This is a genomic window from Marinobacter sp. DUT-1 (genome assembly GCF_050379415.1).
Classification (GTDB): domain Bacteria; phylum Pseudomonadota; class Gammaproteobacteria; order Pseudomonadales; family Oleiphilaceae; genus Marinobacter.
In genome coordinates, this window is record NZ_JBNRLS010000004.1 from 249055 (window position 1) to 272250 (window position 23196).

Genomic DNA, 23196 nt, shown 5'->3' on the forward strand with positions numbered 1-23196 from the left:
GTAAACGATCAGAGAATTCCGGAGTAAGAACGACCAGTTTACCTATCCCGGTTACGGGGTGCATCTGACGATGGAATCACGTCGGTGCCATGAGACACCATGGTTCCTGGTGTCCCGTCGGAGCGATCAGTTGATCGGCTCGGGATGATTGACGACGCAGCGGAAGCCAGTGCCGGGAGCGTCAACGTGCACGCCACTCCGGGCAAACACTGTGCCGCCACCTCCAAATCCACCGCCCTTTCCAGCCCAGTCCCTGACAGTTTTTTCTGGCTTGTCCGGATTGACAGGCTCCACAGGGCCCCGCGGATTATCGAAGGGTGCGTGCTTGTAATAATCTTTCTGAAACCAATCCTGCGTCCATTCACCAACGTTTCCGGTCATGTCATAGAGACCCAGAGGATTCGGAGGGTAGGTTCCAACCGGTCGGCGCTCCATGACAAGAGAAGAATGGCTCAGCATATTACCTGACGGACGTACGCTTGGATCGATGTACTCCTTGGGTCGTTGTAAATAGGTGTCGTTATCTTCTTTCCCTGTATTCGTCGCGTAAGGAACATTCCGCCCCCGGCTTCGTGCAGCAAATTCCCACTGAGCTTCAGTCGGCAGTGCGAAAGGTAATCCTGATTGCTCAGCCAACCATGCACAATAACGTTCAGCCTCGCCGTAATTGGGCACCCTCGCCGGTTTACGGTAGTAGTATGGCGACAGAGGGTCATCCGAGGCTTTCAGGTACTTGCTTACGGTAAACTCGTCCTCATATAAATGTGCTCGCCCGACATCGGCATAGTATACCTCCATCTCGCCCCAGGTGGTTTCATACCGGGAGATGGAGTAGCCATCGACTTTTACTTCGACTGTGGGCCGGGCGTGGTCCGTAAGAACTACATAAGGAGAACCATTTGGGCGCCCCACATCTCCGAGCTCAAAGGTTCCTCCTTCAACGAAAACCTGATTATCGACAGCCTGTTCTGCAATTCGCTTTACTGACTTGGCCGCCTGATTATCAGCAGCCAGGCCCCCACAAGCAACCAACACAGCGGATAATACAATCCAACCAGATAGCTTTAGCCGGTCATCCCTGAACATAAACAAAGCTCCCTTAACCAATTCTACATATGCGGCAAACGTCAAAAGGATCCTTCCTCACCGGCCTGTTAGCTATGGCAGGCTGGTCACGCAACCCGCGGATAAAGAGACGCTGATCCGATTTGTTTTTACCAATGAAATCGAACAATCTTTCAATGTTTTTATCAAACTCTGAGCGCTGGGCATTGCCCTCCGGATTCATTCTAACCACGGTTTCCTCAAAATCGCGCCAACCTTGAAACGAATTCAGAATCTCATTAACGGCTTGTATCTTAATATCCGTGTCGCTCCATATGTCGGGCGTTACCCACCAGTCGTAAAGAATGTTATCCAGTACTATTCCTTTTACCTCGGGGGGTGAGTGGAGAAAGACTGAGTCCTCTTTGAGCTTGATATCATTAACGATATTTTGGGCGAGCTCAGCCCCTTTGCTTTCACGTTTGCGACCAACGAATACGTCATTTATCAGTTCGCTGATTCGATCAGTTGCAACTGCAGCGAAGTCAACGGCAGCATCAATCGCGGTCAAACCACGACACAGTGCATACAAGCTCATCCGTTGATACCAAGCAAATGCAAATGTTCTCTGATCAAACAACTCCAAGTACCTAAAATCCACATCAAGCAAAGCGTTGTAGACGAAGTGAAGCATCCGCAGGACTTTTTCAGTTTCGACCTCCAGGAGAAAGCTGCCAGATGGCCCTACTCCCAACACAAGTCCCGCATGCACGTTAAAGTAAAACTTGCCGGTTCCCGGGCTGAACAGCAGCCTGATTTCGGCCGCCGCACCTGCCCCCAGCGCCATCTCCACTTTCTTCCCTATCCGGCACAACCTATCCCAGTCAGGCTGCTCGGATAACACATCCTTCCAGCGCAGCTCACCGGCCACCTCACATCCGCCACGAATGCCTGCGAATACGCCCGCTTCCATATCCGCTTTTTGCCCGTTCTTTCGCGCGGCAATCCCCTTCAGCGTTGGAAGGCCATCGGTGGTGGACACGTGAACGTTGCCGGCGATCAGCGCCGAAGCACCGGCGAAGCCGGCAAGCGAAGCATTGATCGCCGCCTGAAAATGGCCCAGTGAAGCGATTCTTCGTTCCCCGTCCCAGCCTCCAACCCGGTAGGGAATCCTGATCTCTGACCGATTGTTCACCGGGAACGCCTGCTCAATGCCCACTTTGCCCTGCGCCAGCGCATACTGTCCTTCCGCTTTCGCCTGGAAATGCACTTTTCCTTTGCGGGGATCGAATTCACCTGAGGCCGTCGCGCCAGCGGCGAAGCGCATGAACTGTGCCTCGCCAGAGGCGTCGAACCCGGTTTCATCCACAGCTTCCTGTCGGGTCTGGGCATCGCCCCAGACGGACCAGGACGCCTCGTCGTAGAACCTGTTCAGCGTTGTCATGAGCGCGCCATTCTGATCCGGGTCCCACAAGGTCGCGTTGAACTTGATGTTGAGTTCGCTTCGAATGGCATCCCGCAGCTTTGTCGGGTCAACGCCGTTTTCAGTCAACCAGCCCTGACTACGCGCCCGATCTCTGGCCCCAACAGGGTACCTGCGCGGGTGATTCGCTATCTTGTCAGAGCGCACAAAGGTGACGTGTTTATTGCCAGCCAACCGCTTTATCTCGGTAATGGGCGGGATGGTTTGCATGTCGTTGGTCAACACCGCACGCGCTTCCAGTTCGTTGACCAGGCGTTCCTTTTCCTGCTGTACCTCCGACAACAGCTGCCCTTCGCCATCCGTTGGGCTGAGATCAGAATCCATCTTGCCGTCATCAAGCCTATCCAGCCTGCTATAGAAATCGTTGACGGGCCCACAGACGAACTCTTCTTCCTCGATCCACTCGGCAAGCTCATCCTCCGTCAGAAGGATCAGTTCATCGGTGCCGGTAACGTGCACAACTTCGACGATTGTCTCGGAACAGGAGGGCTCCTGTGCAACCTGCCCTACTTCACACCTGGAAAACCCTGAATCATTTGCGGCCGGCAGCTTGAGCAACTGCCCCGGGAAAATACGGTCCGGGTTTTCAATGTCAGGGTTGAGCCGCATCAGGCTGCTCAGGGTGGTTTGGTGCCGTTGTGCAATCGTACTGAGGGTATCGCCGGAGCGAACGGTGTATTCAGAACTCATCAGGCAACTCCGTATGCCAAATGTTTATCCAATTCTTTTAAGCGCGAGCCAGTCGACAGCTGATGGTTCGACAAGATGATCTGGCTCTCCGGGTGTTTAATCCGGTCCCCATGAACCAGAGTCAGCTCCGCATACTGGCTCACATCCTTCTCGGTCCGGAAACCGAGTGAATTTGCGTCCTCAATCCAGAGGTTCAGCCTGGTTCGATCATCCATTCCAAGAAAGCGGGCCAGTTTTTCAACGAATTCATCCCTTGCTCCCACCGATAACGCTGCGATGTGCTGCTCCGAGAGCACAAACCATCCTTCCTCGGAAGCCGCTTTGGAAGGGCCAGTACGCTCAGCGGTAATTCGCTGCCAGGAGCCATCAGGCTGGAATGCCAGCCACTCCCGGACCGGGCCGCTGAAGCGGTTTCGCTCCTGATCATTGAATGCCAACATTAACCGCTGAAGGTGTTTGGGCGAGTAATACCGCAGGTACGAATACCCGCCATCCGGTAACTGAACGCTCAGCAGGCTGCGCAAATGCTCCGCGATGACCGGCAGGCTCTCGTCTGCAATCAGAACCACGGCTTTATCCCGCCATTGTGACTGCGCTTGCCATAGCCGGGTCGCTCCGGACGGCTTCACCAGACATGGACTGACTTCCAGGGCTGGCTCGTGGGGCGTGCCCAGAAACAGATACTCCACATCAGGCTGATCATCGTTTTCGTAGATAAACCGTGGTGCGTTGATGGCCGCGCCGTCCAGCAGGATGCAGGCCTGCAACATGGTGTTCGATTCCAGTCCGGTCATAGAATTGCATTCCCGCAAGAACAGGAAGAAAGCGCGCAGGAGCCATCGGGCTGTCGCCCACACTGTTTAACCAGTGCAACGTCTTTCTTCGCCGCCGCCTTCAAGGCCTGCACCGTGCCTGGAGCGGCACCTGACAGGGGTCGGGTGTCGGTATCCGCGAGCTGCACAGGCGCATTTCTACCTGATTGCCCGCTCAGACTCGCGGGCAATTCCGGGCCTTGAACCGCCGCCCCGCTCCCACTCCCCGGCCCGCCACCGGAGTTCATTCGCACCAGGGGTCCGGAAACCGTGACGCCGCTGGGATCCAACTTCAAGAAGCTGCCACCCGCCTTGATAGTCACCTCTGCCCCCGCCTCAATGACGATCTTCAAACCGGCCTTGTGGTGGATTTCGCTGCCCGCTTCAACAAGCTGGTTTTTGCCCAGTTTGCTGTGGTGGCTTCCACCCACCGCCAGGCTGTAGTCACGGCCAACAGCCGTCCGATACTCGCCACCAATAATGTGGTGCTCGTTACCTTTGGTGTGGCTGAGACGGTTGTTGTCCACAGTCAGATGACTGTCGTTCCGGATGACCTCGGTGCGGGTGTGTTCGGTGAGCAGGTCCAGGTTTTTCTGGGCATGAATGTAGACCTGCTCTTCTCCCGCCTCGTCCTCGAAGCGCAGCTCATTGCTGCCCTCGCCTTTATGGGTCTTGGTTCTCAGGGTGGTGCGGGTCTTGTGCGCCGGTAGTTCGTACGGTGGCTGATTGGTGGCGTGGTAGGTTCGGCCGGTGATGATGGGTTGGTCCGGATCGCCGTCCAGGAAGCTGACGATCACTTCGTGGCCGATGCGGGGCAGCGCCATGAACCCGTACTGGCCGCCGGCCCAGCCCTGGCTGACTCTTAACCAGGCGCTGCTGTGTTCGTTGTTTTTCGAGTATCGGTCCCACGGAAACCGGACCTTGACCCGACCGTGCTCGTCGCAGTGGATTTCCTCGCCCTCCGGGCCGGTGACGATGGCGATCTGGGGGCCGTCCATGCAGGGTTTGTGTTCGCAGCTCGGGCACCAGGTTCGGTCGGCGGGCACAACGCTAAAGAAGTTGTGATAGGTGGTCGGTTCCTGACCGCCCTCCTCTTCCAGGGCCCGGGGCTGTTTGCCGGTATGGGTAACGGCGGTGAGCAGCCACTCCCGATTCAGGGCTTCGTTGTCATGGTCGGTGAGCGCGACTTTGGCGCCGGGGGCTAAATCCGGTCGGTTGCTTTCTCCGTGGCCGGTGGCCGCATCGTTTCTCAGAGCGTCCAGGCGGGCCCGGGTGAAGGGCTGGCCGCTGGCGTCGGCCTTGTAGCGACCCGGGTAGTCGTAGTGCTGGTAGTCTTCCCGGTGGTTCAGGTCGGCGTCCGCCTGCTCGTGCAGCAGGGCGTAGGCGGGATTTTTGAAGGTGTAGTCCTTAAGGGCCACCGAGCCAGCCCGGACCCGCTCCTGGTATTTGAAGCGGAAAATACAGGGTTGCCGGGTACTGCCCCCGGCCCGGCCGTTGTAGGGTGCCGGCTCCAGTTTCGGGGCATCGCCATGGTGATCGGCAAAAATCAGGGCCGGTTGGTCTTCCCCATCCACACTGCCGTGCTGGTAGCGGTAATGCCAGCCTTCCTCGGCGGCCAGCCTTTCGATAAAGGCCAGGTCGCTTTCCCGGTGCTGGACGCAGTATTCCCGTTCCTGAGGGCCCCGCTTGAGATCGAAAATCGTATCCACAATGCCCCGCTCTTCCAGCAGGGTGCGGACGATGGTCTCCGGGCTCTGGCCCTGGAAGATACGGCTGTTGTGCATCAGACCCAGGCGCCAGAGCGGGGGCTGGAATAACACTTCGTAACGGGTACGCCGATGGCCGGTGTCGCCCCGGGCGAATTCGTTGACCACGCCGGTGAAACGGCGCAGGGGTTGGCCGTCCTGCCAGACCACCAGGTCAACGGGTTGTTCCAGCATGGATTCGGCAGAGACGTCGGGATCGGTGCTGGCCAGTTCCAGTCGGCCCTGGAACAGCTCGGAGAGGCTCTCGGTCAGCGCAAAGGCGACCACGGCGAAATGATCAGAGGGGAAGTCACCGACACGGGCGGTGAACTGCAGTCCGCTTGCCTGGGGCATGTCTTCAGTCCTTGAAGGGTTGATTCGGTCCGTTGAATCGGTGCGGGTTTTGGCCATCGGATCCTTGATGGGGTGCCCGCGAAGTGGGGAAAGGTACCAGCGTGTTTGGAGAAAATCCAGAGTTGGGGGATGGGAATGAAGATGGGGTCAGATGAACGAGTTCATCAGACCCCTGAGCATGACCTTGAGCAAGACCTTGGGGTCTGAAGAAAGCCTTCTTCTGACCCCGACTTTACCCGGAAGCTTTTGGGGTGGGCTGAACTTGGGGTCAGATGAAGGTTTTCATCAAACCCCTTAGGCTGAACCGACCCCGTTTTCACCGGGGCGCAGTCTCTGGTCACTCGGGCTTGTAAAGCCGCTGGATGCTGGAGAAATCCAGTTCGCCATTGCCCTGTCCGGCGTGCAGCTGGAACAGGTTGCGGGCCAAGGCGCCCATGGGGATGGAGGCCTGGTTCTTGACGGCGTTGTCGAAGGCGAGGCCAAGGTCCTTGGTCATCAGGTTGACCAGGAAACCGCCCTGGTAGTCGCGGGAGGCGGGTACGCCTTCCATGACGCCTGGCCAGGGGTTGTAGACGTTCAGGGCCCAGTTGCCACCGGAGCTCTGCTTCATGATCTCGGAGAGCACGGCAGGGTCCAGGCCGTTCCGAACACCCAGGGCCAGGGCCTCGCTGGTGCCCGCCATCAGAATCGCCAGCAGCATGTTGTTGCAGATTTTTGCGACCTGGCCGGAGCCGTGGGGGCCGGCGTGGAAGATGTTCTTCCCCATGCCCTCGAGGATCGGCTTGGCGCGATTGAAGGTGCTCTCCTCACCACCACAGATGAAGGTCAGGGTGCCGGCCTTGGCGCCACCGACGCCACCGGAAACCGGGGCATCGATGAAATCCAGCCCCTTGTCGGTTGCAACTTCCGCCACTCCACGGGCCGTTTCCGGCGCGATGGTGGAGGAATCAATGACCAGCGTTCCCGCAGGCAGCTTGGCCAGCAGGCCGTCGTCGCCGAGGTAAACCGCTTCCACGTGCTTGCCAGCCGGCAGCATGGTGATCACACACTCCGCGCCCTGAGCGGCTGCTTCGGCGCTGTCCGCGGTTTTGGCACCCTCGCCCACCAGGGCTTCGACTGCTGCTTTGGACAGATCGAACACTGTCACGTCCTGGCCGGCCTTGACCAGATTTGAAGCCATGGGTCCACCCATGTTGCCCAGACCGATAAATGTAATCTTTGCCATATCTCTTCCCCTTGTTGTTGTATTCCGATGAGCGGGCCGAGGCTCCCCACGGCCGATCCGGCAATCAGTTGAAAAAGTCGTCGATCCAGTCGCTGTCCATTTCTTCCAACGAGGCGTAGCGCCAGCGGGGCTGAAGATCCTTGTCGATCAGCAGTGCCCGGATACCTTCAGCAAACTCGCCCTTCTTCAGGCAGTTGCAGGACAGCACCAGTTCCTTGTTCAACACCTCCTTGAGACTGTCGTGCCGGCAGCCATGGAGGTGGCGCCACACCAACGCGAGGGAGGTGGGCGAGGCATTGCCAAGCCCCTTGGTGACCTTGCCCATCCAGTCCTCACGGCTGCCCAGCTCGGTCAACTGATTGACCACCTGCTCCAGGGAGTCGGCATCGGTTACCTGATTGATCTCATCGAAGTGTCGCCGAACCGGCGACTCCGGCAGGGCGTCCTGGCTGTGCTGCTCGAACTGGCGGAGCACCCCGCCAACCACGGCGTGGGCATTGTCATCGCGCCACTCGCTCGCGGTGAGCGCTTCGATCACCCGCTCCTTGAGGCTGTGCTTCACAAAACGATCTGCCATGCCCACAAACAGCGCGTCGGCAGCGTTGATCCGGGCTCCGGTCACTCCGAGAAACAAACCGGTACGTCCCGGCATGCGATTGAGGAACCAGCCACCGGCCACATCGGGGTAAAGTCCGATGTTTACCTCGGGCATGGCCATTTTCGAGTTTTCGGTCACCACCCGATGGGAGGCGCCCACCATGAGCCCGATCCCCCCGCCCATCACGATACCGTTGCCCCAGCAGATGAGGGGCTTCGGGAAAGTATGAATCTGGTAATCGAGCTCATACTCCTCAGTGAAGAATCGTTCGCCCTCACTGGCAGTGCCCGGCTCGGTCATACTGCGGTACAGGGAGACGATATCGCCCCCTGCGCAGAACGCTTTGTCACCCTCGGCCTCGAGCCATACCGCACACACCTGCGGATCCTTCGCCCACCGCTGGAGCTGGGGCTTGAGCAGGTGAATCATGTCCATGGACAGTGAGTTCAGGTTTTTCGGAGTGTTCAGCCGGGCCACGGCAATTACGCTGCCGTCGGCGGTTTTCCACTCTTCAAAGACAATCGGTTGATCGCTCATAACAGTCCTCGCCCCGGCGGTTACCGGTTCTTCCACTGCGGTTTGCGCTTTTCAAGGAATGCGTTCACGCCTTCCCGCTGGTCTTCGGTGTAGAACAGCTCCACGAACAGCTCCCGCTCCATGCGCCAGCCATCGCTGTGGCTGCGGCCGTCCCGGGCACTCATGATCAGGTTTTTGCAGCGGGCAACGGCAGACGGGCTCTGTTTACAGGCACCCTCAGCCAGTTCCAGTGCCTTTTCCAAACCTTTTCCGGCGGGTACCACTTCCTCGACCAGACCGATTTTCAGGGCCTTGTCGGCATCAACGCGCTCACCACAGAGGATCATGCGCTTGGCCCAGCCTTCACCTACCAGCCAGGGCAGATTCTGTGTGCCACCGGCGCAGGGCAGCAGGCCCACACTAGCCTCCGGCAGCGCCATCTGGGCGTGTTCTTCAGCAATGCGAATGTCACAGGCCATGGCGCATTCCAGGCCACCACCCATGGCATATCCGTTGACGGCAGCAATGGATACGCCGCGGAAGGCGGTCAGTGCGGCAAAGGCCTGGCCAAAGAGCTGGCCCATGTAGTTGGCGTTGGCCTTGTCGCCGTCGGCAAAGGATTTCAGGTCGGCACCGGCGGAGAAGAATTTTTCACCCTGCCCGGTAACCACCAGCGCGAAGATGTGCTTGTCCTCGTTGAGTTCCTCGATGGTTTTGGTCAGGGCTTGCAGGGATTCTGCCGTCCAGGTGTTGGCCGGCGGGTTGTCGATGGTCAGGATTGCGATGTGTCCGCGTTTTTCGAGCTGGATGAGGTCGCTCATTTTGTTTTTCCTTCCTGTGAACATGGGGTCAGAAGAAAGCGTTCTTCTGACCCCGGGTTTGACTTTGGGGTTCAGCTTGAACATGGGGTCAGAAGAAGGCGTTCTTCAGACCCCTTTTTATGACCCCGTTTTCGCGTTCAACTCACTGAATCGCCTCAGCCACGCCGTCGTCCAACAACCGGCGGGCAATAATCAGGCGCATGATCTCGTTGGTGCCCTCGAGAATCTGGTGCACCCGCAGATCCCGGACATAGCGTTCCAGTGGGTACTCCCGGATATAACCATAGCCACCATGGAGCTGCAGCGCCTCATTGACCACGTCGAAACAGGCGTCGGTGGCAAACCGCTTTGCCATGGCACAGTGCAGGGGCGCTTCCGGATCGCCGCTGTCGAGCTTGAATGCGCCCAGTCGCACCATCTGCCGGGCCGCCACCAGGTTGGTAGCCATATCCGCCAGCTTGAACTGCAGGGCCTGGAACGCTGCCAGTGGCTTGCCGAACTGCTCGCGCTCGTGCATGTAGTTGCGGGCCCTCAGCAGGGCCGCCTGGGCGCCGCCCAGTGAGCAGGTGGCGATGTTGAGGCGGCCACCGTCCAGGCCTTTCATGGCGATGGCGAAGCCGTCGCCTTCCTCGCCCACCCGGTTACTGGCGGGAATGCGCACATTCTCCAGGCTGACCAGGCGGGTCGGCTGGCTGTGCCAGCCCATCTTGTCCTCGTTCTTGCCGTAGGAAACGCCGTCGGCATCGGCGGGAATCACAAAGGTGGAAATGCCTTTGGAACCACTGTCGGCATCCCCGGTACGGGCCATCAGTACCAGGATGTCGGTACTACCGGCGCCGGAGATAAACATCTTGCTGCCGTTGATCACGTAGCTGTCGCCATCGCGTACAGCCTTGGTACGCAGGCTGGCTGCATCGGAGCCGGCGCCGGGCTCGGTGAGGCAATAGGAGGCCAGCCATTCACCGCTGGCGAGCTTGGGCACAATCTCCTGCTTCAGATCATCGGAAGCAAAACTGGCCACCATCCAGGTCGCCATGTTGTGAATGGTGATGAAAGCGGCCGTGGACGGGCAGGCTGCCGCCAGCTCCTCCACGATCACCGAGGTATCCAGTCGGGACAGTCCCATCCCACCCAGGGATTCCGGGGTGTAAAGGCCCATGAAGCCCATCTCGCCGGCTTCCTTCATCACGTCGACCGGGAAGATGTGCTCCTCATCCCACTGGGCGGCATGGGGGGCCATGGATTTCTCGGCAAAGGCCCGGGCCGCATCCCGGAACGCCAGCTGGTCGTCGGTCAGGTTAAAGTCCATTACCAGGCTCCTGTCATGTCAAAAGGGTAAAAAGAAGGGGCCGGAAAAGATTCCGGCCCAAGACCTCACCCTCAACGCTTTAACGAAGCTGAATGGAGAAATTGGCTTCAGAGGAGGTCGCTTCACTGGAGAACCAGCGGGACGTTACCGTCTTGGTTTCAGTATAGAAGCGAACCGCCTGCTTGCCGTAGGCGTGCTGGTCACCGTAGAAGGAGCCCTTCCAGCCGGTGAAGGAGAAGAACGGCAGGGGCACCGGAATGGGGATATTCACACCCACCTGACCCACGTCGATGTCATGCTGGAAGCGACGGGCGGCACCACCGTGGTTGGTGAAGATAGAGGTACCGTTACCGTAGGGGCTCTGATTGATCAGGTCGATCGCCTCGCCCAGGTTGTCCACGTTCACACAGGACAGTACCGGGCCGAAAATCTCTTCCTTGTAGATGTCCATGTCCGGCGTCACTTCACTGAACAGGGTCGGCCCTACCCAGTTACCGTCCGGCAGGCCATCAACGGTACAGCCGCGACCGTCCAGCAACAGCTTGGCACCCTGGACCTCGCCAGTGGCAATCAGGGACTCGATACGGTCCTTGGCCTTGGCACTGATGATCGGGCCATAGCTGGCACCGGAGTCGTTCCAGGCGCCCGGACGGGCCTTCGCCATGGCTTCTTTCAGTTCCGGAATCCACTGCTGGGCCTCGCCTACGAATACCGCGACGGAAATCGCCATGCAGCGCTGGCCGGCTGCACCCACGGAGGCACCCACCAGGGCGTTGATGACCTGCTGCTTGTCCGCATCCGGCATGATCACCATGTGGTTCTTGGCACCGGCAAAGCTCTGGACACGCTTCATGTGACGGGTGCCGGTTTCGTAGATGTAACGGCCAACCGGGACAGAGCCGACAAAGGAAATGGCCTTGATGGCCGGGTCGGTCAGCAGGGTATCAACCTGCTCCTTGGCACCGTGGACCACCTGCAGGACGCCCTTGGGTGCACCAGCTTCCTCGAACAGCTCGGCCAGACGCATCGGGGTCAGCGGATCCTGCTCGGACGGCTTCAGGATGAAGGTGTTGCCGCAGGCAATGGCCATCGGGAACATCCACAGCGGAATCATGGCCGGGAAGTTGAACGGGGTGATGCCCGCACACACGCCCAGCGGCTGGATCCAGGAATGGGTATCCACCTCGCGGGCCACGTTCTCGACGGTCTCACCCATCATCATGGAGGCCACGTTGGCGGCGTGCTCTACCACCTCGATACCGCGCCAGACATCGCCCTTGGCGTCGTCGAAGGTTTTGCCGGTTTCCTGGGACAGGATTTGGGCAATCTCATCGTGATGCTCTTTCAGCAGCGCCTGGTAGCGGAGCATGACCCGCGCCCGCTCGGAAACCGGCGTTTCTTTCCAGGTCTTGAACACCTCTCCGGCGTTATCGATGGCCTTGCGCATCTCCTCTTCGGTGGCGCACGGCACCTTGGCGATCACTTCGTTGGTGGCAGGATCGGTGACGTCGATCCAGTTACTGGTCTGGCTCTGGACAAATTCACCGGCAATATACTGGGGAACATTTTTCATGTTGAAATCCCTGGTTTGTTGTTATGCGGGAACAGCCTCGCCCCGGCGGGGTTCGGCCACGATTGCAAAAATCCTAGCACGTGGTTTGGCCGGAGGTGATTGACTAAATTTCGCCCATGATGGATTATTTTTCGATGAGCAGAGTTCTGAATAGACAATCCACAGCACAAACCTCGCAATGGCCGGTACCACCAGACAGCGTCCGCTACGTGGTGCCGGACCCCATTGTCCGCCTGCTTGCCAGTCACCCCCTGACCCGGGAGCTCTATCCACTGGCCTTCGGGCATTATCGCAAGGCGGCCGGCCACCACATGCACCGGGAGCACCATCGAGACAATCTTTTGATCTATTGCACGGAAGGCAAGGCATTCCTGAACGTCGCGGGCGAGCCCTATACCGTAGAGGCCGGTGATTTGCTGTTGCTGCCTGCGGGAGCCAGCCATCGCTATACCGCCGACCCGGACAATCCCTGGACCATACACTGGGTGCACTACACCGGCCCGCTGGCCGAGGACTTCCGCAATTACATGGGATTTGATGGCCCTACCCGCATCCGGCACCTGGGCCGCCAGCCCCGGCTGCTGGTGGATTTCAACGGCCTGCTCTCGGTACGCCAGACCGGCTTCCGCACCCGGGGACTGATCCATGCCGCCAACCGACTGCGCCAGCTACTGGCTGCGGTACCTCTGAATGCGGATGAAACCAGCCAGGAACGCCAGTCCGAACTGGACACCATCCACAACTACATGCGCGAGCACCTGGAGGAGCGCCTGTCCCTCGAACAGTTGGCGGATCTGGCAGGCCTTTCTCCGGCGCACTTTGCCACTCGCTATCGGGAACAAACGGGCACCTCGCCCATCCAGCATTTCCTGCACCTGAAAGTGGAGCGTGCGTGTCAGATGCTGGACACCACCGGCCTCAGCTTTGCGGACATCAGCCGCCGGCTGGGTTACGACGATGCCTACTATTTTTCTCGACTGTTCAAGAAGGTAATGGGCCAATCGCCGAGGGATTACCGGCACACGGCCCGTCACTGAAGGCCAGAGTGAGCGGGCGTCCCGCCTACGACTTTCGTTGAATACGCCGAACCGTTACTCTGGGGCCATAGCCAATAACAAGAGATTGCGCCATGGCACAGTACACAATAGAAATCGACGAAACCTTCGATATCCCACGACGACGGGTGTTCGCCCTGTTTGCCGACCACCAGCGCTTCGGCAAGCTGCTGGGTGCTCCTGTCAAGCGGATCCGGGACAGCGACCAGGCCGATCCCAACGGCATCGGCTCGGTCCGCAAGATCGGCATCGGGCCTATCGGCCTTGAAGAAACCGTGCTCAGCTTCGAGCCGGAAACGCTGATCGAATACACGGTTACCAGCATGAGCCCGATACGCAATCACCTGGGACGGATTCGCTTTGAAGACACCCCGGACGGTCAGACCCGGGTGCATTACACCATCAGCTTCGAGGACATCGTTCCGTTCACCGGAAAGGTGGTCTCCAGCGCTCTGGAACAGGGAATTCGCCGGGGAATCAAACGGGTGCCGGATCTGGCCTGACACGCCAGCCGGCAACAAACCGTTACTTGATGAATGTCACAGAATTGACTTGAGGCAAAAATTTGCATTTATCAATTCTGTAATCTTCCGCCAGGTTTGCAATATCCGGCTAATCGGCCGAAAACAATATCCTGGCGGGAGACAGTAATGGCAGCAGAGCCCATTGTTCTGTTCGATGACGGACACCACAAATGCCTGATGTTCGATTCCCTGGTAACCGGTGAGGGCGTGCAGTCCAACCAGTTCCTGATCGTTGACGGCAAGCACGAAGCCCTGATCGATCCGGGCGGAGACCTGACCTACACCCCGCTCTCTGTGGCTGCTTCGCGCTACATGAACATCAAGGACATGGACTACGTCTTTGCCTCCCACCAGGATCCGGACATCATCGGCGCCATTGACCGCTGGATCGTCCACACCCGCGCCAAGATTGTGACATCCCGGCTCTGGGCCCGGTTCCTGCCGCATCTGGTGTCCAGCTATGTGACCAACCAGCTCACCGGCAGCGTCTACGACCGGATTGTCAGCATCCCGGATCCCGGAGCCAGGGTACCTTTCGGCAACGCCTACCTGACCTGCCTGCCGGCGCACTTCATGCACTCGGTCGGCAATCTGCAGTTCTACGATCCGGTGTCAAAGATCCTCTTCTCGGGCGACCTGGGCGCCTCGCTTGGTGGCGAGGACGATCACAAGCCGGTACAGGATTTCGACCGTCACATTCCCAGCATGATCGGCTTCCACAAACGCTACATTGCCTCCCAGAAGGTCTGCCGCCTCTGGGCTGACATGGTTCGGGGACTGGAGGTGAGCATGATCGTGCCCCAGCATGGCAAGCGTTTCGAAGGTCCCGAGATGGTGGAGCGTTTCCTGAACTGGGTCTCGGATGTACCCTGCGGGATCGATCTGATGGGGCCGGACAATTACACCCCGCCGACCGATTACATCTGACCCCTCCGGGCGGCGGTGCTGTCGCCGCCCGTTTCCCCTGCTGAATCAGCACAACAGCATTAAACCTGTCCCCGAACCGTTTTGTTGAGTAAAATCCGGCGTTTTCCTGAACAGCAAGAAGAGGCAGGTCAGATGGGCAGAGCCTACCAGAACCGCAAAGAGTCCATGGCCAAGACGGCTGCGGCAAAAACCAAGGTCTACAGCAAGTATGGCCGCGAAATCTACATGTGCGCCAAGTCAGGCGGCATTGACCCCCAGGCCAACCTGACGCTGCGCGGCCTCATTGACCGGGCCAAGAAGGACCAGGTGCCGAGCCACGTCATTGAAAAGGCCATCGACAAGGCGAAAGGTGGCGGTGGCGAAGATTACTCCCCTGCCCGGTACGAAGGATACGGGCCCGGCAACTGCATGGTGATCGTGGACTGCCTTACCGACAACCCGAACCGCACCTTCGGCGACGTCCGACTGGCTTTCACCAAGACCAAGTGCAAGATCGGGACTCCGGGGGCCGTTGCCCATATGTTCGATCACTGCGCGATTTTCGCCTTCACCGGTCAGGACGAGGAAGCGGTACTCGAGGCCCTGATGGAAGCAGACGTGGACGTGACGGATATCGAGAACGAGGACGACCGCATCACCGTATTCACACCGAACACAGAGTACGCCAAGGCCAAGCAGGCCCTGGAAGCTGCCTTCGAGGGAATCGAGTTCGACGTGGACGAAATCCAGTTCCTGCCGAAAACCACCACTCCGGTGGAGGGCGACGACGTGGCCATGTTCGAGAAATTCCTGGACATGCTGAACGAACTGGATGACGTCCAGAACGTTTATCACAACGCAGAAGTCAGCGAATAACCGGTTGGACTGACAGCCCCGTTACCGGGGCCTGGCGAATACCTGGGTCCAGTAATTCGGATAATCTGCTGCCCGGGCATTCACCCTGACAACAGCGATGCCTGTGAACCGGCTGTCCATGATGTTCCGGCAATGTCCCGGGCTCTCCAGCCAGCCGGTCATGACCGCTTCCACATCGTCATAGCCCGCGGCAATGTTCTCGCCGACCACGGACCATTCGTAGCCGGTTTCGGTAACACGGCCGCCAACCCGGAGACCATCGGAACCGATGTGGCTGAAGAAATTATTCTCTGCCATATCGTTACTGTGCTTCGTGGCAGCCGCCTCGATGGGACAGTTATAAACGAGCGGCTCAACCGCAGGAAAATACTCGGATCCGCACTCGCGACCCTGGGTGCGCGCGGCGTTCACATATTCCAGCATCGCCGCCTGATACTCCCGCACCTCGCAGCCATCCACCAGTATCGTGGCCGGCTCGGTCGCTGCTGAACGGTTCTGATCATTGGTGTCGGACACTGCCGATTTCGAGGACCCACCACCGCCGGATCCGCCGCCACAGCCCGTGACAATCACGGTCAAAAGAAGGAAAAATAACAATCTGGGGAATGTATTCATTGAATAGTCGACTGCCGTTCGGGTTTAATTTCGAAAACGTACGCAATCTAACGAACGATCCCCACAATTGGATCCACGAAACTACATTTCCTTACACAGCTTACCAAAACCGAAATAAATCACGCTTACGCTGTTACACGGGTGAACTGATCAATGGCACAGACACGAGTTCTGATTCTCAAAACGGGCACTACCTACGCCGACATCCGCGCTGACTTCGGCGATTTCGAGGACTGGTTCATCAAGGGCCTTGCCCCGGAACTCGAGCTCACCGTGATGGATCTTCCCCACGGCGAAGAACCGGGAGCCCCTTCGGAGTGGGACGGCATTGTGGTGACCGGCTCCCCCGCCATGGTCAGTGACCGGAAAGACTGGAGTGAAAACGCAGCGGCGTGGCTGGCGAAGGCGGTGGACGCCGGCGTCCCGGTGTTGGGCGTGTGTTACGGCCACCAGTTGCTGGCCCATGCCCTCGGCGGAGAGGTGGGCTACCACCCCAAAGGCCGCGAGACCGGCACCAGGATCGTCGAACTGTTTCCCGAGGCCGGGCAGGATCCCTTGTTCAGCCCTATGCCCCGGCGCTTCCGGGCGCAACTGACCCACAAACAGTCGGTCCTGAGACTGCCGCCTGATGCCGTACTGCTGGGCCACTCCGATTTCGAGCCACACCAGGCGTTCCGGGTGGGCGAATGCGCCTGGGGCGTGCAGTTCCACCCTGAATTTTCCGATGCCATCATGCGGGCCTACCTGGAAGTCCAGGCGCCGGATCTGGACCGGGAAGGGCTGGATGCGCAGGCGCTGCTCAATGACGTCGCACCGGCTCCAGAGGCAAGCGGTCTTCTGCAGCGCTTCTCCGAGCTGGTCTTGAAGGGGCAGACCTGACGGGCGGAAGACCGCCGGTCAGTCGAGGATGTAGGCGGTCTTCTCCAGGGTGTTTTCTTCCTCATCAATAAACCGGAACTCATTCCAGCCTACCCGGATCATGTCATTACTGTTGAGCCGTTGCCTTCCCTCCACACGGAGGTCGTTCACAAAGGTGCCATTGGTGCTGTTGCTGTCGACGATGTAGAAATCAGTCGTACCCTCAAGGTAGGCATTAGGGGACGCCTCAATGACAGCGTGCTGCCCACTCACGGAAATCTCATCGATACGAATGTCATTGTCCGGCCGCCGTCCGATCCGGGTCACGGGTTGTTCCAGCTCAAAGGTATGGACCACCACGTTGTCCACCAGCTGCGAAATTGATGCCATTCTCGTATTCCTCAGTCCTTAGTCCTTCAACATCATTAAAACAACGGAGACGTTGTCTCCGGCGCCGTTTTCCAGGCTCTGGTCAATCAGTGCCTGCACAGCTTCATCTGCATCCTCACCATGTCCGATGATCTCGGCCCACCGGGCCTCCGGCAGCGCTTCGGTGAGACCGTCAGAACACAGCAGCAGGCTCTCCCCGGGTACCAGCTCCTGCACCCGGAAGCTGGGCATGGCGTCATCGGAAGCACCCACGGCCCGGGTGAGCACGTTCCGGAACGGCACCCTTGGGGCTTCGGCTTCGCTGATGCTGCCATCCTCGATCATGTTCTGGACCACGGTATCGTCCCGGGTCAGGCACCGGAGGCCGGTGTCCGCAATCAGGTAACAGCGGGAATCACCGATATGGGCGATAAAGGCGGTGCTATCGATGACCCAGACCACCACCAGGGTCGTGCCCATTTTTTCCAGCCGGGCGTCATTGGCCTGTTCTTCCTGTATCCGCGCCGTAGCCACACCGAATGCGACGTCCAGCCGTTCCCGGACGGCCACCGAGTCCGGAACCACCGAGGCAGACAGCGCGGGCAGTATGGAATCCAGCGCCGCCTCTACCGCAAGCTGACTGGCCATCTCACCGCCCTGGTGGCCACCCATACCATCCGCCAACACCAGCAAAACCTGGCGACCATCATGGCTGCGCCGCCACTCCACCCTGTCCTGATTGGTCTGGCGCACCGCCCCTACGTGGGAGTCGCCGGCAATGTCATAGTCCATCAGGAGGCCACCTCCCTTGCCTCGCGCTGTGCCTGGCGCCTGAGTGCTTCGGCCATGTCGGAAGCACTGGCGAATCGTTTGTCAGGCTCACGCTGGATCGCCTTGTTTATCAGCCTGACCACACCGTTGGGCAGATCCGGATTCAAGGAACGGGCACTTCGCGGCCGCTTGTTCAGGATCTGGTAGGTCAGGTTGGCCAGGGTGTCGCCCTGATACGGCGTTTCCCCGGTCACCAGTTTGTACAGGGTAACCCCGAGGCTGTAGATATCCGAGGCTCCGGTCACCTTCTGCCCTTTCAGCTGTTCGGGAGACATATACAGGGGGCTACCCATCACGCTCCCGGTCCTGGTAACGGAATCGTCGGAGATCCGGGCGATCCCGAAATCGGTAACCCGAATGTCACCACTGTCCGGATCATAGATCAGGTTCGCCGGTTTGATATCCCGGTGAATGATCTTCTGCTCGTGCGCATAGGCCAGGGCATCCGCCACCCGCGCGACCACATCCAGCACAGTTACCAGAGGCAAGAGCCGGCCGGCCCGGCCAAACTCACTCAGAGGCCGCCCCCGAGCGTAATCCATGGCAATATAAGCCAGGTCTGCCTCTTCGCCCACATCGTAAACGGTGACGATGGCCGGATGGCTGAGCCGGCCTGCCGCCTCGGCCTCACGAAAAAAGCGACCCTTGAGAGCCTGCAGCTCTTTGCCTTCAAATGCCTGATAGCTCAAGGTCTTGATGGCCACCGTGCGGGCAATGGCAGGATCCCTGCCCAGGTACACCACCCCCATCGCGCCCCGACCCAGCTCCCGCTCAATTTCATAACGCCCCAATGTTGGCCGGCTGACCGACTGGTCCGGCATCACCAGAGTCTGGGTAGCGTCAATGTTCCCTGGCGCTACTCCGACCGATCCGGATGCAAGTTTCTCCAGCGCGCTCAGGCGTTCAGCCGTATCCCGGAATTTTTTCTTGCGGTACAGGATGCCCTTGTAGGTCTGCATGGCCTTATCGTACTGGCGTTTCCGCTCCTGCTGCAGGGCGATACGGTAGCGCAGGTCCAGGCTTTCCTCTCCCTCCGGACAGCTGGCCATAGCCGCGAGTGCTTCGTCGGTCTGCCCCTGGTCCAGCAATAGCTGACCCAGTCTCAGCCGTGCCTCCCTGGCGTTGTCCGTGAGCGCCCGGATCTGCCGGTACGGTTGCAGCCAGAACAGCATGATTCCATACCCCACCGCCAGCAGGGTGTTGATCTCTCCCAGGGGAAGCCAGACGTTGTGGTAGAACATCAGCGCTGCCTGGAGCACCAACAGACCACCCGCCAGAAGGAGTGTCACCGGCAACGAAACAAACGCGCCCATCCGGGGGATGGCGAATACCAGGTAGCCCGCCGCAAGCACCAGACCGGCATCCACCGCAAGCCGGCCCCAGACAGGCAGGTCGAGGCCTCCGGTCTCTTCGGTGCCCAGAAATGCAAGCAGCTCGCTATCCAGCCAGGCAACCCAGGGGATCTGCTGGCCGGCCACGATAAAGACAGCCGCAAGCGCGACCACGAGCGAACGCAGACTGAACAGGCTCGATAACGGATGTGATAACGGATTCACAGGCAACTTCGTTGTAAATGATTGATCCGGCTAGTTTAGAAAGCGAACCAATGATGTGACAGTTGCCGGCCGGCGTTTTTTGTAAGGGTTTGTTTACCTGAGAGCGAGGTCACGTATGGAACCCGGCCCCCAGAAAGCGCGTGCTGTTCTCAAGTCGGACTTTGTGGAGGAGTTTGCCGCCGGGGTGGTCGAGGAAGCCTTTCCCCGGCTTGCGAGCACGATGATTCGACGGTCGGCGATTCTCCACTGGCCCGAGCGGCGTCCTGAGATCCGGCGATCATGACAATTTTGTAGGTTGAATGAATACATATCTGAACCTACTGTTTTAGATGACAACACAAGAAGGAGCCTGAAATGTCCGAGATACGTAATTATCTGAAGCAGGTTTCACTGGTGATGGCCGTACTCATGGCCATGGCCACTACCTTCTCCACCACCGCCCAGGCCGGCATGGTCGGGACCGGAGAAATCATCCAGCAACAACAGGTCGAACTGGACCGGCAACAACTCCTCAACATGCTGGAAAGGCAGGAGGTCCAGGAAAAGCTGGCGGAGATGGGGGTGAGCAAGGATCAGGTGGCTGATCGCATCCAGAACCTGACGCCGGCCGAACTGGCCGATTTTGAACAACAGCTGGCAGAGGCACCCGCCGGCCAGGATGTGGTGGGGATTATCGTGCTGTTCCTGCTGGTGTTCATCATCACCGACATGCTCTGTGCCACAAACATCTTCCCGTTCATCAACTGTATACGCTGATCGAACGTCCTGATGTATCGACTGAGAATTGCCAGCAGGATCCTGACTCTGACAGGGCTGGTCCTGCTGGTCGGGTGTGCCTCCACCCCACCCTGGCCGGAACCTGAATCCGCGGCTGGCAAGCCCGTACTGCCCAACCGTGTCCTTCTGGAAGATGTGCCCTTCTATGCCCAGGAAAAGTACCAGTGCGGCCCCGCTTCCCTGGCCATGATGCTTAACAGCCAGGGGCTCGAAACCGACCCTGATGTGCTCAAGGAACTGGTCTACATTCCCGCCCGGGAAGGCTCGCTGCAGGTCGAGATGGTGGCGGGTGCCCGTTCACACAACATGGTCGTGTACCCGCTGGAGCCGAAACTGGAGGCCGTTCTCGAGGAAGTCAGTGCCGGCAATCCGGTGCTGGTCATGCAGAACCTGCTCATCGACTGGTGGCCCCAGTGGCATTTCGCGGTTGTGGTGGGCTTTGACAGTGACGATGAAGCCATCATCCTTAACACCGATACCCGCAAACACCACGCCATGCCCTACAAGGCTTTCCACGCCACCTGGAGCCGGGCCGAGCGCTGGGCCGTCGTGGTTCTGCCTCCGGAGCAGATACCCGCCACGGCAGACCCCCTGACTTTCCTCAGGGCCGCGCACGACCTGGAGTCCACCGGGCATACCCGGGCAGCACTCACTGCCTACCAGACGGCGGAGCAGACCTGGCCGCAACAACCGGCTCCCATCATGGCCCAGGGAAATCTGGCCTACGGGCAACAGCAGTGGCCCGGAGCGGTGGTCCATTTCAGGCGGGTGGTGGAGCAATTTCCGGACTACGCCGAGGGTTGGAACAATCTGGCGTATACCCTCGACCGGGCTGGCTGCCCGGCACAGGCGACATCTGCCTTTTCCTGCGCCCGGACCCTGGCACCAGAGCGGTTCAGCAAGGAAGAGGCAGCCTTCGATGCCGAGCAAACCGGCGACGGCGAGAACTGCCCGGTCCTGCCATCCTGCCCTGCGCCCACTCAGTGAAGGGGCCGGTGATTACCGGCCTTTTCTCAGCAACACCACATCCTTCACCGGCACCTCCAGCGTCCAGCCATACTTCCATGCCAGCCATTTGAAGGTTGCCTGCCGATAGAACACCACATGGGTCGGATCCCGACGGTAGTGCCAGTTATCGAATCGCTCATCGTCGGTCTGGAAACAGGTCATGATGCCAAGCCAGCCGCCGGGCCTGAGCAACCGGTCCAGCAGGCTGAAAGCCTCGGCCGGTTCGTGAAGATGCTCCACCACCTCGGTACAGGTAATGAAATCGTAGGACCGGGCCAGACTCGCCTTGTCCGGGTGGAAGAAGGGGTCGTAGAGCGCCATGGCAAAACCGGCCTCCTCCAGCATTCTGGCCAGGGCCGGGCCCGGCCCGCAGCCAAAATCCAGCCCTTCCGCCCCGGGTGCCAGCCGCTCTGTCAGCGGATTGGCCAGTTTCGCAAGAAATCGCCGGTAGCCTTCGTCCTCCGGGTCATTTTCATGGAGTTCATAGATTTGCTTTTCTTCCCCTGCGGTCAGCCGGGATTGCGGGGCCATGATTGTCGCCCGGCAAGTGGAGCACCGCAGGTAGATTTGTTTGCCGATCTGCCGGAAAAATTCCGGATGTCCCTCGAGACAGAGTGGGCAGCGGGATAGTTCGGCGCTGGCCATAGTCAATCCAGCCCCGCTGCCGACCGAAGCACCTGATCGAATTCCTGGCTGTCGGGCTCAACCGCACTGATCAACTCGATCCGACTCAACTCGCGTGACTGGGAAGGCGATACCGAGAGAGCTCCATCCACCATGTTGATCGCGCGCCAGCCGTCCAGGGTATGCACCACAGCCTTGAACCTCACGACACGCTCATCCATGGCCAGCGCCATCAGCAGGTTTTCGTCGAATACCAGTTTCGGATGAATCCGCCAGCCCAGACTGAAATGCCCCTGCCCGCGATTGGCTACCATCTGCCAGGGCTCGTCTTCCATATCCGGTGCCGGGGTCGCGGGTTTGGCATGATGGTGATGATGGGCGTGGGGATCACTTACGTCTCTTGGATCCGCCTTGCCGTCGAGCCAGGCCGGTGACAGTTGGCCATGCAGGATATGGAAAACCTGCTGCTTGGCGGGCTCCAGGGCTGCGGCCCACTGGTCGAAGTCCGCAAGCTGAGTGTCGGTGCACAGGTCAGTCTTGTTGGCCACCAGGATATCGGCGGCGGCGACCTGATCCCGGAACTGCACATTTCCCAGTACCCGCGGATCTTCCAGCTTGCGGGGATCGACCAGAGTAATCACAGGGCCGATCGCCAGGATGTCCCGGTAGTGCTCGCTGGTCAGGGTATCCAGAATCTGGGAAGGGTGGCCCAGCCCCGTCGGTTCGATCAGCAACCGGTCCGGCCGGGCCTTGTGGATCAGTTGGTTCAGGCCGATCTGCATGGGCAAACCTGCCACGCAGCACATACATCCGCCGGGTATCTCCCGAACAAATGCCCCTTCGGTCTCCAGGAGCGCACCATCGATGCCGACTTCACCGAATTCGTTGACCAGTACAGCCCAGGTTTCATGTTCCGGCTTGTGCCGGAGCAGATCCAGAATGGCGGTGGTCTTGCCAACACCGAGGAAACCCAGAATCAGGCTGGTTGGAATGGGGCGGGAAATGTCCGGCATCGGTTACGGGCCTC

The 23196-nt window shown here is 59.3% G+C and carries 22 protein-coding genes; 7 read left to right on the forward strand and 15 right to left on the reverse strand.

Annotated features, from left to right (window positions below; all coding sequences use genetic code 11):
* Positions 1-126: 126 nt before the first annotated feature.
* The 9 genes from ACQUTG_RS14310 to ACQUTG_RS14350 form a co-directional block, all read right to left on the reverse strand.
* On the reverse strand, positions 127-1131 hold the full coding sequence (locus tag ACQUTG_RS14310) for a formylglycine-generating enzyme family protein (RefSeq protein WP_428920053.1): 1005 nt from the start codon (positions 1129-1131) through the stop codon (positions 127-129).
* Positions 1100-3217, reverse strand: coding sequence for a LysM peptidoglycan-binding domain-containing protein (locus ACQUTG_RS14315; protein ID WP_428920054.1), 2118 nt, complete (start codon positions 3215-3217; stop codon positions 1100-1102). The genes ACQUTG_RS14310 and ACQUTG_RS14315 overlap by 32 nt, the downstream gene beginning before the upstream one ends.
* A complete protein-coding gene (locus ACQUTG_RS14320) occupies positions 3217-4011 on the reverse strand; it encodes a DUF4123 domain-containing protein (RefSeq protein WP_428920055.1) in 795 nt (264 codons plus the stop codon). Before ACQUTG_RS14320 ends, ACQUTG_RS14315 begins: the two co-directional genes overlap by 1 nt.
* Entirely contained in the window at positions 4008-6128 is a 2121-nt protein-coding gene (locus tag ACQUTG_RS14325; protein ID WP_428920056.1) for a type VI secretion system Vgr family protein, read from the reverse strand. Before ACQUTG_RS14325 ends, ACQUTG_RS14320 begins: the two co-directional genes overlap by 4 nt.
* A gap of 337 nt (positions 6129-6465) precedes the next feature.
* Positions 6466-7353, reverse strand: a complete 888-nt coding sequence (gene mmsB / locus ACQUTG_RS14330) for a 3-hydroxyisobutyrate dehydrogenase (RefSeq protein WP_428920057.1) — start codon at positions 7351-7353, stop codon at positions 6466-6468.
* A 64-nt stretch (positions 7354-7417) separates the two neighbouring features.
* Positions 7418-8488, reverse strand: a complete 1071-nt coding sequence (locus ACQUTG_RS14335) for an enoyl-CoA hydratase/isomerase family protein (protein ID WP_428920058.1) — start codon at positions 8486-8488, stop codon at positions 7418-7420.
* 20 nt (positions 8489-8508) lie between these two features.
* The gene (locus tag ACQUTG_RS14340; protein WP_410329300.1) at positions 8509-9288 is read right to left on the reverse strand and encodes an enoyl-CoA hydratase; all 780 of its coding nucleotides are present in this window, start codon (positions 9286-9288) and stop codon (positions 8509-8511) included.
* Between the two features lie 142 nt (positions 9289-9430).
* On the reverse strand, positions 9431-10597 hold the full coding sequence (locus ACQUTG_RS14345) for an acyl-CoA dehydrogenase family protein (protein WP_428920059.1): 1167 nt from the start codon (positions 10595-10597) through the stop codon (positions 9431-9433).
* Between the two features lie 79 nt (positions 10598-10676).
* A complete protein-coding gene (locus tag ACQUTG_RS14350) occupies positions 10677-12170 on the reverse strand; it encodes a CoA-acylating methylmalonate-semialdehyde dehydrogenase (protein ID WP_428920060.1) in 1494 nt (497 codons plus the stop codon).
* A gap of 116 nt (positions 12171-12286) precedes the next feature.
* Here ACQUTG_RS14350 and ACQUTG_RS14355 point away from each other — a divergent pair, with 116 nt between their 5' ends.
* The 4 genes from ACQUTG_RS14355 to ACQUTG_RS14370 all read left to right on the forward strand — a co-directional run bounded on the left by ACQUTG_RS14355 (position 12287) and on the right by ACQUTG_RS14370 (position 15531).
* On the forward strand, positions 12287-13207 hold the full coding sequence (locus tag ACQUTG_RS14355; protein WP_428920061.1) for an AraC family transcriptional regulator: 921 nt from the start codon (positions 12287-12289) through the stop codon (positions 13205-13207).
* Positions 13208-13299: 92 nt separating this feature from the next.
* Positions 13300-13728, forward strand: a complete 429-nt coding sequence (locus ACQUTG_RS14360; protein ID WP_428920062.1) for an SRPBCC family protein — start codon at positions 13300-13302, stop codon at positions 13726-13728.
* Positions 13729-13875: 147 nt separating this feature from the next.
* A complete protein-coding gene (locus ACQUTG_RS14365; RefSeq protein ID WP_428920063.1) occupies positions 13876-14676 on the forward strand; it encodes an MBL fold metallo-hydrolase in 801 nt (266 codons plus the stop codon).
* Positions 14677-14808: 132 nt separating this feature from the next.
* Positions 14809-15531, forward strand: coding sequence for a YebC/PmpR family DNA-binding transcriptional regulator (locus ACQUTG_RS14370; RefSeq protein ID WP_428920064.1), 723 nt, complete (start codon positions 14809-14811; stop codon positions 15529-15531).
* A 21-nt stretch (positions 15532-15552) separates the two neighbouring features.
* Here ACQUTG_RS14370 and ACQUTG_RS14375 read toward each other — a convergent pair whose 3' ends face one another.
* Positions 15553-16047, reverse strand: a complete 495-nt coding sequence (locus ACQUTG_RS14375; protein ID WP_428920065.1) for a CAP domain-containing protein — start codon at positions 16045-16047, stop codon at positions 15553-15555.
* Between the two features lie 252 nt (positions 16048-16299).
* Here ACQUTG_RS14375 and ACQUTG_RS14380 point away from each other — a divergent pair, with 252 nt between their 5' ends.
* The gene (locus ACQUTG_RS14380) at positions 16300-17025 is read left to right on the forward strand and encodes a glutamine amidotransferase (protein WP_428920066.1); all 726 of its coding nucleotides are present in this window, start codon (positions 16300-16302) and stop codon (positions 17023-17025) included.
* Between the two features lie 18 nt (positions 17026-17043).
* Here ACQUTG_RS14380 and ACQUTG_RS14385 read toward each other — a convergent pair whose 3' ends face one another.
* Genes ACQUTG_RS14385 through ACQUTG_RS14395 form a run of 3 tightly spaced genes read right to left on the reverse strand, consistent with a single transcriptional unit; the run spans position 17044 to position 19760 of the window.
* Positions 17044-17394 carry an FHA domain-containing protein gene (locus tag ACQUTG_RS14385; RefSeq protein WP_428920067.1) on the reverse strand — a complete coding sequence of 117 codons (351 nt, stop codon included), beginning with the start codon at positions 17392-17394 and terminating at the stop codon, positions 17044-17046.
* An 18-nt stretch (positions 17395-17412) separates the two neighbouring features.
* Complete coding sequence (locus ACQUTG_RS14390; RefSeq protein WP_428920068.1) at positions 17413-18165, reverse strand: PP2C family protein-serine/threonine phosphatase; 753 nt, start codon at positions 18163-18165, stop codon at positions 17413-17415.
* Positions 18165-19760, reverse strand: coding sequence for a protein kinase domain-containing protein (locus ACQUTG_RS14395; protein WP_428920069.1), 1596 nt, complete (start codon positions 19758-19760; stop codon positions 18165-18167). Before ACQUTG_RS14395 ends, ACQUTG_RS14390 begins: the two co-directional genes overlap by 1 nt.
* Positions 19761-20114: 354 nt before the next feature.
* On the opposite strand from ACQUTG_RS14395, the gene ACQUTG_RS14400 reads away from it, so the two are divergent.
* Together ACQUTG_RS14400 and ACQUTG_RS14405 are read left to right on the forward strand one after the other, a co-directional pair.
* The gene (locus ACQUTG_RS14400) at positions 20115-20516 is read left to right on the forward strand and encodes a PA2779 family protein (protein ID WP_428920070.1); all 402 of its coding nucleotides are present in this window, start codon (positions 20115-20117) and stop codon (positions 20514-20516) included.
* Positions 20517-20528: 12 nt separating this feature from the next.
* A complete protein-coding gene (locus ACQUTG_RS14405) occupies positions 20529-21524 on the forward strand; it encodes a PA2778 family cysteine peptidase (protein ID WP_428920071.1) in 996 nt (331 codons plus the stop codon).
* A 12-nt stretch (positions 21525-21536) separates the two neighbouring features.
* Here the strand turns inward: ACQUTG_RS14405 and ACQUTG_RS14410 are convergent, their stop codons facing one another.
* Together ACQUTG_RS14410 and ACQUTG_RS14415 are read right to left on the reverse strand one after the other, a co-directional pair.
* The gene (locus ACQUTG_RS14410) at positions 21537-22076 is read right to left on the reverse strand and encodes a class I SAM-dependent methyltransferase (RefSeq protein ID WP_428920072.1); all 540 of its coding nucleotides are present in this window, start codon (positions 22074-22076) and stop codon (positions 21537-21539) included.
* 116 nt (positions 22077-22192) lie between these two features.
* The gene (locus ACQUTG_RS14415; protein WP_428920073.1) at positions 22193-23182 is read right to left on the reverse strand and encodes a CobW family GTP-binding protein; all 990 of its coding nucleotides are present in this window, start codon (positions 23180-23182) and stop codon (positions 22193-22195) included.
* Positions 23183-23196 lie beyond the last annotated feature (14 nt).